Origin of the sequence: Actinomadura sp. KC345 (assembly GCF_004348515.1) — a bacterium.
Taxonomy (GTDB): Bacteria; Actinomycetota; Actinomycetes; order Streptosporangiales; family Streptosporangiaceae; genus Spirillospora.
On sequence record NZ_SMKH01000037.1, the window covers coordinates 26,081 to 38,421 of the forward strand.

The window sequence follows — 12,341 nt, forward strand, 5'->3', positions numbered from 1 at the left end:
CCGCGGGCGGCGCCCCGGCCGCGGGTCGGCCGTGACCGGGGCGGAATCCGGTCAGGACGACCCGTTGAGGGGGTACTCGGGGAGCTCGACGGCGTAGGACTCCTTGACCACGTCCAGGTGGTGCCAGGACTCCCGGACCGTCACCCCGGGCACGGACCGGACGGCGTCCAGCACCGCGACCAGCCCGCTGCGGGAGGTCGCCTCGGCCTGCCCGACGATGTCGTAGCGGCCGAAGCCCGTCGCCAGGTAGCGGACGCCGTCCTGGACGGCGACCGCCTCGGCCACCTTCCGCAGCCCGCCGGTCACCACCAGCCCGAAACCGCCGAGCTCGGCGGCGCCGAGGGCCAGCGGGTCGGCCAGGCCGGTGACCTGGATGACGCCCGACCGCATGAGCCTGACCACCCGGGCCCGCGTGGCGGCCTGCGACAGGCCGATGATGTGCGCGAGCCGGGTGTAGGGGGCGCGGCCGTCCTGCTGCAGCTCGTGCAGGAGCCGCCAGTCGATGCCGTCGAGGCTGACCTCGCCGAGCTCGCGCACCACCGCGTGCGTGTCGCGCACGGTGGCCACCGACCGGAACACCTCGGCCCCGCGCACGCCGGGGACGGACCTGATGTGGTCCGCCTCGGCCGCGAGCGCGGCGTCGTCGCGGGTGCGCACCTGCGCGACCAGGTCGTGCGGGCCGGCGGTCAGCGCGGTGAAGCTGACGGCCGGGCGCTCGGCGATGGCCGTCGCCACCTTCCTGGCCGAGCCGTCCACGGTGACCGAGACGTGCCCGATCGCCTCCGCGCCGACGACGGCGGCGTGCACGATCCCGACGACGCGGACGACCCGGGTTTCGAGAAGGTGCTGCACCCGTGCCCGCACCGCCGTGCGGGAAAGCCCGACACGGTCGGCGAGCGCCTGGAACGTCGCCCTGCCATCCCGCTGGAGCTCGCGGACGAGCACGGCGTCGACCGCATCCAGCACGGCTGTCCTCCTCGATATCCAATGAATCCTTTTGCCAGCAGTTGCAAGATCATTCCATTTCAGGACGGTATGACGTCAAATATTGATCTTGCTCGTGTTCGCCCTGCCCGGCCGCCGTCGATGCGTCTGTACCGGGGTCCGCCGAGCGCCGTTTCCAACGCCGGGCGAACCCTCGTGAGAGCGCAATGCTCCGGGCTCACGCCGCGCGTCCCGGCGCCGCGCCGGCAGAGGGCCGCCGGGCGGCGGGCGCGCGGGGTGGCAACGATCACAACGGCGGGCACGGCGGGCATCGCCGCCCGGCCGGGGCGGCCCGCGGCGCGGGCGAGCGCGGCTGACCGGGCCCAAGTGCGTGACCTGCATGCGCTTCTCCCGGTGTTCTGCTGTCACGCCCCTACGGCGGGTCCCGCCGTCCGCGTGAGGCACATGTAAGAAAAGTGCATCCGGGGCGCAGTTACGTCAAGAGGTAACTTTACAGAGAGCCAACCCCCACGTTGCACCGTTTTCCACCACGCCATCGCATTTCACTTCGATCACGCCTGGCAGGCCGGGACGGCTTGGGCGGAGCATCGCAGGGTATGGCGCACAATGTACGGTGGCCGAGCCGCCCGGATCCGTGATTGGTGTGTAGTACAGCCGTGCACCTGCTGAACGGTGAGCGTTCCGCTCACGACCTCACCTACAACGACGTCTTCATGGTCCCGCGCCGCTCCTCGGTCGGGTCCCGCCTCGACGTCGACCTGTCGGCCTCGGACGGCAGCGGGACGACCGTACCGCTCGTCGTGGCCAACATGACCGCCGTCTCGGGGCGCCGGATGGCCGAGACCGTCGCGCGCCGCGGCGGCATCGCGGTGCTGCCGCAGGACATCCCCGGCGACGTGGTCGCCGAGGTCATCGGCTGGGTCAAGGGACGCGACCTGGTCGTGGACACCCCGATCCGGCTGTCCCCGTCCGGCACGGCCGGGGACGCGCTCGCGCTGCTGCCGAAGCGCGCGCACGGCGCGGTGATCGTGGTCGAGGACGACCGGCCGGTCGGCGTCGTCACCGAGGCCGACTGCCAGGGCGTCGACCGCTTCGCGCAGCTGCGCGACATCATGTCCCGCGACCTGGTCACGCTGCCGGCCGGCGTGGACCCGCGCGAGGCGTTCGAGCGGCTGCACGAGCGCGGCCACCGCCTCGCCCCCGTCGTCGACGCCGAGGGGCGGCTCGCGGGCATCCTGACCCGCACCGGCGCGCTGCGCGCCACGCTCTACGACCCGGCCGTGGACGCCGCCGGGCGGCTGCGCATCGCCGCGGCGGTCGGCGTGAACGGCGACGTCGCGGGCAAGGCCGAGGCGCTGCTGGAGGCGGGCGCCGACCTGCTCGTCGTCGACACCGCGCACGGCCACCAGGACAAGATGATCAGCGCGCTGGAGGCCGTCCGGGCGCTGGACCCCGGGGTCCCGGTCGCGGCCGGCAACGTGGTGACGGCCGAGGGCACCCGCGACCTGATCGAGGCGGGCGCCGACATCGTCAAGGTCGGGGTGGGCCCCGGCGCGATGTGCACGACCCGGATGATGACCGGGGTCGGCCGCCCGCAGTTCTCCGCCGTCCTGGAGTGCGCGGCCGAGGCACGGCGCCTCGGCCGGCACGTGTGGGCCGACGGGGGCGTCCGGCATCCCCGCGACGTGGCCCTGGCCCTGGCGGCGGGCGCCGCGAACGTGATGGTCGGCTCGTGGTTCGCCGGCACCTACGAGTCGCCCGGCGACCTGCAGCGGGCCGCCGACGGGCGGCTCTACAAGGAGAGCTTCGGAATGGCGTCCGCACGGGCCGTGCGGCTGCGCACCGCCGACGACTCCCCGTTCGACCGGGCCCGCAAGGCGCTGTTCGAGGAGGGCATCTCCACGTCCCGGATGTTCCTGGACCCGCGGCGCCCCGGCGTCGAGGATTTGATCGATTCGATCGTCGCCGGGCTGCGCAGCTCGTGCACCTACGCGGGCGCCCGGACGCTGGAGGAGTTCCACGTGCGGGCGACCGTCGGCATCCAGGGTTCGTCCGGGTATGCCGAGGGCATGCCGCTGTCCAGCAGTTGGTGAAGCCCGGCGCCCGTACCGCCGGTCCGGCCCCGCAATTCGCGACACGCCGCCGCCATCACGCCGAGATCAGGCCGCTGACCTGCACGCTCTTGAACCAGGGACGTGCACGGGGGCTCGCGTCCCCGAAGGGGGCGCAGCATGGTCGACGGCGGGCCGATCGGCGATGGGACGCGTCTGCTGCCGGACGACGCGCGGCCGGGGGCCGATGGCACGCGGCCGGAGGCCGGAGACCGGGCCGGGCCTGACAAAGGGGACGAACGGCACGGGCGCGGGCGGCGTGAGGCGTCGCCTCGGCGGCTGGCGGAGGCGCTGCTGATCGCGGCGGCCTCCCCCGCGCTGCCCGGTGTCGCGCACCTGCGGGCCGGACGCGTCCGGCTCGGCGCGGCGCTCCTCGGCGCGCAGGCGGTGCTGCTGACCGCCGCCGCGATCGCCGCGGGCCACGGCCGTTCGCTGTTCCTGGAGCTGACGGTGCGGCCGGGCTGGCTGCTGGCCCTCACCGCCGCCTCGGCGGTCCTCGCCGCCCTGTGGGCGGCGCTGATCGTCCACTCCTACGCCGTGCTGGTGCCGGCCGGGCTGCCGCCGCTGTGGCGGCTCGCCGGGGGCACCACGGTCTCGGTCCTGTGCCTGCTGGCCGTCGTCCCGCCCTTGACCGTCGCCCACTTCGGGCATCTCCAGCGCGATCTCGTCACCAGCGTGTTCTCCGACCGGCGCGGCGCCGGTTCCGCCGCCGGCACGCCCGGACCGGCGCGGGGCGGCGACCCGTGGGCGCGCATCCCGCGGCTCGACGTCCTGCTCATCGGCGGCGACGCCGACGAGGGCCGGCCGGGAATCCGCACCGACAGCATGACGGTGGCCAGCATCGACACCGCGACCGGCGACACGGTCCTGCTCAGCCTGCCGCGCAATCTCCAGCGCGTCCCGGTGTGGTCGGGCGCCGAGCGGGTCCCCTACCCGAAGGCGGGGCTGCTGAACGCCGTCTACATGGAGGGCACGCGGCGCCCCGGCGTGCTCGCGGGCGGCGGGGACGTCCGCGATCCCGGCGCCGAACTGCTGAAGCGGACCGTCGGGCACATCCTCGGCCGCCCGGTCCCCTACTACGCGATGGTCGACATGCGCAGTTTCCGGCAGATCGTGGACGCGGTCGGCGGTGTCCGGGTCTGCGTGGACGACGCCGTCCCGGTCCCCGAGCGGCAGGTGAAGGCCGGCACGATCGAGCCCGGCTGCCGCACGCTCGGAGGCCGGGAGGCGCTGTGGTTCGGGCGGTCGCGGACGGGCAGCAGCGACTACGCGCGGATGGGCCGGCAGAAGTGCCTGCTGTGGGCGCTGGCGCGCCAGGCGGGTCCGATGACGGTGCTGCGCGGCTTCCAGCGGCTCACCCGGGTCTTCAAGGACTCGGTCAGCACCGACCTCCCGCGGCGGCTGCTGCCGCCGCTGGTCGACCTGGCGGCCAGGGTGAGGAACGCCGAGATCACGAGCCTGCAGTTCGTCCCGCCCGTCATCTCGACCCGGCGCCCCGACTACCCCGGGATCAGGCGGATGGCGGCGCGGGCGGTCCGCGAATCGGGGTCGGCCTCCCGCGGGACGGCCCCATTGCATATCCTGAGTCACAGCTGTGCCTGAGGTCACACGTGCTCGGCTCCCACGCAACTTTTGTCCGGTCCCGCGCGTCCATAGGGTGAGCCAGGCTTATTTCACCGAGGGTGGGAATCGGAGCGTATATGGGTCGATCGGCGAGTCGGCGCGCCCGGGAAGGGGACGGAGATCGCTCCCCCGGCGGCGCCGGGGGCCTCCCCCGTGCGCTGGCGCTGACGCTCGCGTCGGCCCTGGTCTGGGGGATCGCCCACATCGTCGCCGGCCGCCGGCGGGCCGGGGGACTGCTGCTCGCCCTGTGGGTCTCGCTCGCCGCCGCCGTGGCGGTCACCGCCACCGTCTACCGCTCCGACCTCCTGCACCTGGCCGTCCAGCCCGACGTCCTGGAGCGGCTCTCGGTCGCGCTGCTGGCGTTCGGCGTGGTGTGGGTCTTCATCGTGATCCGCTCCTACCAGGTGCTGCGCCCCATCCGGCTGTCGGCCGTCGGCCACACCCTCGGCACCGCGGCCGTCGCCCTGATGTGCTTCGCCGTGGCGGTGCCGATCGCCTGGTCGGCGCACGGCACCTACGTCTACCGGGACGCGCTGACCAGCATCTTCCGCAGCGGCGGCGGGAGCGGCACGAAGGTCGACGCCGACGACCCGTTCGACGGGCGGGACCGCGTCAACATCCTGCTGCTCGGCGGCGACGCCGCCGAGGACCGCTCCGGCGTCCGCACCGACAGCATGACGGTGGCCAGCGTCGACACCGAGACCGGCGACACGGTGCTGCTGAGCCTGCCCCGCAACCTGGAGAGCTTCCAGCTGCCGCCCGGCCCGGCCCGCAACCGCTTCCCCTACGGCTTCACCGGCGACGGCCCGCAGACGCCGGGCCTGCTGAACGAGGTGTACCAGTACGCGGAGGACCACCCCGACCTGGTGCCGGGGGTCCCCCCGGACGAGCGCGGCCCCGAGCTGCTCAAGGCCACCATCGCCGGCATCCTCGGCATTCAGGTCGACTACTACATCCTGGTCGACATGTTCGGCTTCGCCGACCTCATCGACGCCATGGGCGGTGTCCAGGTCAACATCGAGCAGCCCATCCCCTACGGGCTCGAGGGCGCCGTGCTCGAACCCGGCAACCGGACGCTGACCGGCAAGGAGGCGCTCTGGTACGGCCGGTCCCGCACCAACAGCAGCGACTACGTGCGGATGGGCCGGCAGAAGTGCCTGATGGCCGCGATCGCCGAGCAGGCCGATCCCAGGACCGTGCTGACCAGCTTCGACAAGCTGGCCACCGCCGCCAAGCGGACGCTGTCGACCGACATCCCGCAGGAGCTGCTGCCCGCGCTGATGAAGCTCTCGGACAGGGTCAAGAGCGGCGCGAAGATCAACAGCCTGCAGTTCGTGCCGCCGCTGGTCTACACCGGCAACCCCGACTTCGACCTCATCCGCAAGCTGACGTCCGAGGCGATCAACAGCGACCCCCGCCAGGTGAGCAGCGAGCCGAGCGGCACCCCCGGCTCGTCGCCCAGCTCGTCGCCCGGCTCGTCCCCCGGCTCGTCGCCCAGCGCGTCCGCGAGCACGCCCGCGCCCGGGACGGGAGACTCGCCGAACGGCGGCGCGAAGCCGTCCGAACCCCCGAGCGAGCCGGTCTCCCTGGAAGCGAACTGCCCGTGACCCCTCCCCGCCGGGACGCCCGCGCGGAACACTGGTGCGCGTGAGAAGGGCTTACCGGCTGCGGCAGGTCGTCAACGCGGTCAACCTGTCGACGGGCCTCGGCCTGCTGCTGGCCGCGGCCGCCACCCGCCGCCCCCGCGGCGTGCGCCGGGCCCCGGACGGCCTGCTGGTCGCCGCGGGGTACCGCCCGCCGTTCCCGGTCGCCCCGGCGTTCACGGTCGGGAACGTCATCCTCGTGCGCGGCGACGAATCCGGCCTGACGGACGGGTCACGCCTGCTGCGCCACGAGGCACGGCACGCCACGCAGTACGCCTGGTGCCTCGGGATCCTCATGATCCCGCTCTACGGGGTGTGCGCGGGCGCGTCGATGCTTCTGTGCGGCGACTGGGCGTCCTACAACCCGTTCGAGCGGCTCGCCGGACTCGCGGACGGCGGGTACGAGCGGCGGCCCCTGCGCCCGGCCCTGCGCCGGCTCCGTGCGGGAACGTCCGGCCCGCCCTGACCCGCGCGGCGTGTCCGCCCAGGTGCGCGGAGGGGGGATCATTGAGGGAGAGCATTCATTCGAAGGGCGGTGCGGGTGCCACGGATCCATGACTGCGACGCCTTCCGCGTCGCGATGCCGCGCGGGCGGCGGCCGGAGAGCATCCTGGTCCGCCTCACCGGCGGCGACGCGGTGGGGTGGGGCGAGATGGCCGTCCCGGACGGATCCGGCGATCCCGGTCCGGGCTGGGCCGACATCGAGGAGCGCATGGGGCCCGCGCTCGTCGGGCTGGAGTGGGACCGCCCCGAAGACGTGTCCGCGGCCGCCGACCTCGGGGCCAGGGAGGCGGCCGCCGCGATCGACACCGCCTGCTGGGACCTGTGGTGCCGGACCCAGGGCCTGCCGCTCGCGCACGCGCTCGGCGGCACCCGCACGTCCATCGTGACCGGTTCGCGGATCACGCCGGAGCCGGCCCTGGACGCGGTCACGACCCGCGTCAACAAGGCCGTTGGAGCGGGCCACACCCGCGTCACCCTCGACGTGCGCCCCGGCTGGGACATCGAGCCGGTCCGCGCGATCAGGCAGGCGTACCCGGCGCTGGCGCTCGTCGCCGACGCCGGCCACTCCTACACCGAGTCGTCCGGGCACATGGCGGCCCTGGAGGCGCTGGACGCCTACGGCCTCGCGGCGATCGAGCGCCCGTTCGCCGCGGGCGACCTCGCCGCGCACGCCCGGTTCCAGCTCCGCGTCGGCACCGCCGTCGCCCCCGCCGTCGGCGACCTGGAGACCCTCGACGCGGCCCTGACGCTGGAGGCGGGCCGCGCCCTGCACCTGCGGCTGGACCGGCTCGGCGGGCTGACCGCCGCGCGCAGCGCCCACGACCTGGCGTACGCGGCCGGGTGGGACGTGTGGTGCAGCGGCTGCGGCGCGTTCGGCATCGGCCAGGCGGCCGCGGTCGCGCTGGCGTCCCTGCCGGGCTGCACGCTGCCGAGCGGCGTGTCCGACCCGGCGGGCGGCCCGGTGTTCGTCTCGCCGCCGGTCCGCTCGTCCGGCGGGGTCGTCGGCGTCCCCCTCACCCAGCCGGGCCTCGGCCACGAGATCGACGAGGCGCGCATCGAGCGGATGGCGACCCGCCGCCTGAGGCTGTCGGCATGACCCCCACCCCGGCCTGGGTCGTCGCCGGCCCGCCGGGCTCCGGCAAGTCCACCGTGGCGGACCTGCTGCTCGCGCGGCTGCGCCCCGTCCCCGCCCTGCTGGACAAGGACACGATGTACGGGCCGTTCGTCGAGGCGGTCCTCGCGGCGTCCGAGCGCGACCCGGGCGAGCGCGAGGGCCCCTGGTACGACCGGCACGTCAAGCCGCACGAGTACGCGGGGATGACCGCGACGGCCCGGGAGATCCGCGCCCGCGGCTGCCCGGTGCTGCTCAGCGGCCCGTTCACCGGCCACATCCGGAACCCGGTGCGCTGGGAGGAGTGGACCCGTTCGCTGGGCGGCCCGCCCGTGCGTCTCGTCTGGATCCGCACGGACGCCGCGACGCTCCGCCACCGGCTCGAGGAGCGCGGCTCGCCCCGCGACACCGGCAAGCTGGCCGCCTTCGACGCCTTCACCGCGCGGATGCGCCCGCAGCAGCCGCCGCCGGTCCCCCACGCGGCCGTGGACAACCGCCTGACGGCGCCCGTCCCGCTGGAGGCTCAGCTCGACGCGCTGGCCGGTCGGTAGGTCCCGGGTTCTCAGCCCGAGGGCGCCTCGATGACGGCGAGGACGGCGCCCGACTCGACCTGCTGGCCCGCTGAGACGTTCAGTTCCGCGACCGTCCCGGAGGCGGGTGCGGCGATGCGGTGCTCCATCTTCATCGCCTCCAGGACGACGAGCGTCCGGCCCTCGGTGACGTCGGCGCCCATCTCGGTCTCGACGCGCAGGACGGTCCCGGGCATGGGGGCGAGAAGGGAGCCGGGGGCGATCTGGCCGCTCGGGTCGGCGAATCGCGGAACGGCCCGGAACGTCACCGGGCCGAGGCGGGAGTCGACGTACACCGAGTCGCCGGCCGTCGTCACCGTGAACGACTCGCGCAGGCCCTCGTGGTCCAGGACGACCCGTTCCGCCGTGAGGGCGACGAGCGAGGTGCCGGGGCACAGCTCGGACACCAGCCCGTCCCTGTGCAGGTAGTAGTCGACGGTGACCGGACCGGACGGACCCTCGAACGTCCGCCGCTGGGGCTGCGACCGGAGGTTGCGCCATCCGGACGGGAGCCCCCCGAGCACCGGCGCGGCGGCCCGGTCCGCCGCGGACCCGGCCAGCGCGGCGGCGAGCGCGGACACCCGGACCGCCTTCTCGCCCGCCAGCGGCGCGGCGAGGACGTCGAGGCCGACCCGGTCCAGGTACCCGGTGTCGGTGTCGCCGTCCAGGAAACCGGGCTCCTCCAGGACGCGGACGAGCAGGTCGCGGTTGGTGGCGGGGCCGTGGACGCGGGCGCCGCGCAGCCCGGCCGCGAGCCGGCGGGCCGCGGCGCGGCGGCCCGGCGCCCACGCGATCACCTTGGCGAGCATCGCGTCGTAGTGGACGCCGATCTCCCCGCCGCTCTCCACACCGCTGTCGAGCCGCAGCCCATGGGACGCGGGGACGGCGAACTCGGCGTCGACGTCCGGCACCTCGAAGGTGTGCAGCGGCCCGCTGCCGGGGCGCCAGTCATGCGCGGGCTCTTCGGCGTAGAGGCGGACCTCGATGGCGTGGCCGCGCGGCTCCGGCACCGCGTCCGGGAGCCGCGCCCCTTCGGCGACCTCGATCTGCAGCCGGACGAGGTCGACCCCGTACACGCATTCGGTGACCGGATGCTCGACCTGGAGGCGGGTGTTCACCTCCAGGAAGTGGAAACGCCCATCGCGGGCGAGCATGAACTCGACCGTGCCCGCTCCCGTGTAGCCGATGGCCCGTGCCGCGCTCGACGCCGCCTCGCACAGTTCGGCGCGCAGCGCGGGCCCCACCGCCGGAGACGGCGCCTCCTCGACGATCTTCTGGTGGCGGCGCTGGATCGAGCATTCGCGCTCGCCCAGCGCCCAGACCCCGCCGTGCGCGTCCGCGACGATCTGCACCTCGATGTGGCGGGCGCCCTCCAGCAGCGGCTCGCAGAACACGGTCGGGTCGCCGAACGCCGACTCGGCCTCGCGGCGAGCGGCCGCGACGGCGTCCGGCAGCCCGTCCGGCGTCCTGACGATCCGCATGCCGCGCCCGCCGCCGCCCGCGGACGCCTTCACCAGCAGCGGGAAGTCCGCGGCAGTGACCTGCGCGGGGTCCAGTTCGGGCAGCACCGGCACGTCCGCGGCGGCCATCAGCTTCTTGGCCTCGATCTTGGAGCCCATCGCGGCGATCGCCGCCGGCGGCGGGCCGATCCAGGTCAGGCCCGCGTCGATCACGGCCCGCGCGAAGTCCGCGTTCTCCGACAGGAACCCGTACCCCGGGTGGACGGCGTCCGCCCCCGCGCTCTCCGCCACGGCGAGGAGACGCTCCGCCGACAGGTACGTCTCCGCCGGGGACGCCCCGGGCAGCCGCCCCGCCACGTCCGCCTCCCGGACGTGCGGCGAGTCCGCGTCCGGGTCGGAGTGGACGGCGACCGTCCCGATGCCGAGGTCCCGGCAGGCCCGCAGGACGCGGCGGGCGATCTCGCCCCGGTTGGCGACCAGCACTCTTTCGATCATCAGGCTCACATCCGGAAGACGCCGAAGCCATCGGCTCCGCGCACGGGCGCGTTGTGGACGACGGACAGGCACAGGCCGAGGACGGTGCGGGTGTCGCGGGGATCGATCACGCCGTCGTCGTAGAGCCGTCCCGACAGGAAGAACGGCAGCGACTCCGCCTCGATCTGGCCCTCGACCATCTCCCGCATGGCGCGGTCCTGCTCCTCGTCGTAGGCCTGGCCGCGCGCCTCCGCCGCCTGCCGCGCCACGATGGACAGGACGCCGGCGAGCTGCTGCGGCCCCATCACCGCCGACTTCGCGCTCGGCCATGTGAACAGGAACCGGGGGTCGTACGCGCGGCCGCACATGCCGTAGTTGCCCGCGCCGTACGAGGCGCCCATCACGATCGTCAGGTGCGGGACGCGGCTGTTGGCCACCGCGTTGATCATCAGGGCCCCGTGCTTGATGATCCCGGCCTGCTCGTAGTCCTTGCCGACCATGTAGCCGGTGGTGTTGTGGAGGAACAGCAGCGGGGTGTCGCTCTGGTTGGCGAGCTGGATGAACTGCGCCGCCTTCTGCGACTCCTCGCCGAACAGGACGCCCTGCGCGTTGGCGAGGACCCCGATCGGGTAGCCGTGGACGCGCGTCCAGCCCGTGACCAGGCTCGTGCCGTACAGCGGCTTGAACTCCTCGAAGCGGGAGCCGTCCGCGATCCGGGCGATGACCTCGCGCGGGTCGAACGGGACCTTCAGGTCCTCCGGGACGATTCCGGCGAGCTCCTCGGCGTCGTACAGCGGCTCCTCCACCGGCCCGGGTTCGGGGCCGAGCCTGCGGTGGTTGAGGTTCCCGACGATCTGGCGGCCGAGGCGCAGCGCGTCCGCCTCGTCCACGGCCATGTGGTCGGCGAGGCCCGAGGTCCGCGCGTGCATCTCCGCGCCGCCGAGCTCCTCGTCGTCCGCCTCCTCCCCCGTGGCCATCTTCACCAGCGGCGGCCCGCCGAGGAAGACCTTCGCGCGCTCCTTGACCATGACGACGTAGTCGCACATGCCCGGGATGTACGCGCCGCCCGCCGTCGAGTTGCCGAACACGAGCGCGATCGTCGGGATCCCCGCCGCCGACAGCCGGGTCAGGTCGCGGAACATCCGCCCGCCCGGGATGAAGATCTCCTTCTGCGTCGGCAGGTCGGCGCCGCCCGACTCGACCAGGTTGATGACCGGCAGCCGGTTCTCCAGCGCGATGTCGGTCGCCCGGAAGCTCTTCTTCACCGACCACGGGTTGCTGGACCCGCCCCGGACCGTCGGGTCGTTCGCCACGATGAGGCATTCGACGCCCTCGACGACGCCGATCCCGGTGACGACGCTCGCCCCGACCGGGAAGTCGCTGCCCCAGGCGGCGAGCGGGCTCAGCTCCAGGAACGGCGAGTCGGGGTCGAGCAGCATCTCGACGCGTTCCCGCGCGAGCATCTTGCCGCGCCCGCGGTGCCGCGCGACGTACTTGTCCCCGCCGCCGGCGAGGGCCTTGGCGTGCTCGGCCTCCAAAGCGGCGAGCTTGTCCAGCATGGCGGCGCGCCGCTCCCGGTACTCCGGGCCGCGCGGGTCGAGCGTGCTCTTGAGCGTCACAGCAGTGCCTCCAAGATGTCGACGTGGCGCGACCTCAGCCACTCGCCGAGGGCCTTGCCCTGCGGGTCGAACCGGGTCGAGGCCGATACGCCCTCCTGCAGGAGCCCCTCGACGACGAAGTTGACCGCGCGGAGGTTGGGCAGCACATGGCGGCGGACGGCGTGGTCTCGGGTCTCGGGCAGCAGTCCGCGCAACCGCTCGACGGTGAGGAACGGCTCCAGCCAGCGCCACTGCGCGTCCGTCCGCGCCCACACCCCGATGTTGGCGTCCCCGCCCTTGTCC

General features: G+C 74.0%; 9 protein-coding genes and 1 pseudogene. 6 read left to right on the forward strand and 4 right to left on the reverse strand.

Annotated elements, in window-relative coordinates:
- Positions 1 to 51: 51 nt before the first annotated feature.
- Positions 52 to 966 (reverse strand): AsnC family transcriptional regulator, encoded by a 915-nt coding sequence (locus tag E1281_RS09255; protein WP_131876856.1) that lies wholly within the window; start codon positions 964 to 966, stop codon positions 52 to 54.
- Between the two features lie 635 nt (positions 967 to 1,601).
- On the opposite strand from E1281_RS09255, the gene E1281_RS09260 reads away from it, so the two are divergent.
- The 6 genes from E1281_RS09260 to E1281_RS09285 all read left to right on the forward strand — a co-directional run bounded on the left by E1281_RS09260 (position 1,602) and on the right by E1281_RS09285 (position 8,488).
- On the forward strand, positions 1,602 to 3,038 hold the full coding sequence (locus E1281_RS09260) for a GuaB1 family IMP dehydrogenase-related protein (RefSeq protein WP_131876857.1): 1,437 nt from the start codon (positions 1,602 to 1,604) through the stop codon (positions 3,036 to 3,038).
- 138 nt (positions 3,039 to 3,176) lie between these two features.
- On the forward strand, positions 3,177 to 4,658 hold the full coding sequence (locus E1281_RS09265; protein WP_131876858.1) for an LCP family protein: 1,482 nt from the start codon (positions 3,177 to 3,179) through the stop codon (positions 4,656 to 4,658).
- A gap of 98 nt (positions 4,659 to 4,756) precedes the next feature.
- Positions 4,757 to 6,286, forward strand: a complete 1,530-nt coding sequence (locus E1281_RS09270) for an LCP family protein (RefSeq protein ID WP_131876859.1) — start codon at positions 4,757 to 4,759, stop codon at positions 6,284 to 6,286.
- A 40-nt stretch (positions 6,287 to 6,326) separates the two neighbouring features.
- Positions 6,327 to 6,788, forward strand: a complete 462-nt coding sequence (locus E1281_RS09275; RefSeq protein WP_131876860.1) for a hypothetical protein — start codon at positions 6,327 to 6,329, stop codon at positions 6,786 to 6,788.
- Positions 6,789 to 6,863: 75 nt separating this feature from the next.
- Positions 6,864 to 7,922, forward strand: coding sequence for an enolase C-terminal domain-like protein (locus E1281_RS09280; RefSeq protein ID WP_131876861.1), 1,059 nt, complete (start codon positions 6,864 to 6,866; stop codon positions 7,920 to 7,922).
- A complete protein-coding gene (locus tag E1281_RS09285; protein ID WP_131876862.1) occupies positions 7,919 to 8,488 on the forward strand; it encodes an AAA family ATPase in 570 nt (189 codons plus the stop codon). The genes E1281_RS09280 and E1281_RS09285 overlap by 4 nt, the downstream gene beginning before the upstream one ends.
- A gap of 11 nt (positions 8,489 to 8,499) precedes the next feature.
- On the opposite strand, the gene E1281_RS09290 is transcribed toward E1281_RS09285, so the two are convergent.
- From E1281_RS09290 to E1281_RS09300, 3 genes and pseudogenes are all read right to left on the reverse strand, one after another.
- Entirely contained in the window at positions 8,500 to 10,461 is a 1,962-nt protein-coding gene (locus E1281_RS09290; protein ID WP_131876863.1) for a biotin carboxylase N-terminal domain-containing protein, read from the reverse strand.
- A gap of 5 nt (positions 10,462 to 10,466) precedes the next feature.
- Complete coding sequence (locus E1281_RS09295) at positions 10,467 to 11,999, reverse strand: carboxyl transferase domain-containing protein (protein ID WP_243716737.1); 1,533 nt, start codon at positions 11,997 to 11,999, stop codon at positions 10,467 to 10,469.
- A 56-nt stretch (positions 12,000 to 12,055) separates the two neighbouring features.
- Positions 12,056 to 12,341: pseudogene (locus E1281_RS09300) on the reverse strand (exopolyphosphatase); the annotation flags it as partial.

Excerpts from the sequence above, each read along its gene's own strand:
- E1281_RS09265 (WP_131876858.1), top strand. The coding sequence starts at position 3,177 with ATGGTCGACGGCGGGCCGATCGGCGATGGGACGCGTCTGCTGCCGGAC.
- E1281_RS09270 (WP_131876859.1), top strand. The coding sequence starts at position 4,757 with ATGGGTCGATCGGCGAGTCGGCGCGCCCGGGAAGGGGACGGAGATCGC.
- E1281_RS09285 (WP_131876862.1), top strand. The coding sequence starts at position 7,919 with ATGACCCCCACCCCGGCCTGGGTCGTCGCCGGCCCGCCGGGCTCCGGC.
- E1281_RS09290 (WP_131876863.1), bottom strand. The coding sequence starts at position 10,461 with ATGATCGAAAGAGTGCTGGTCGCCAACCGGGGCGAGATCGCCCGCCGC.
- E1281_RS09295 (WP_243716737.1), bottom strand. The coding sequence starts at position 11,999 with ATGCTGGACAAGCTCGCCGCTTTGGAGGCCGAGCACGCCAAGGCCCTC.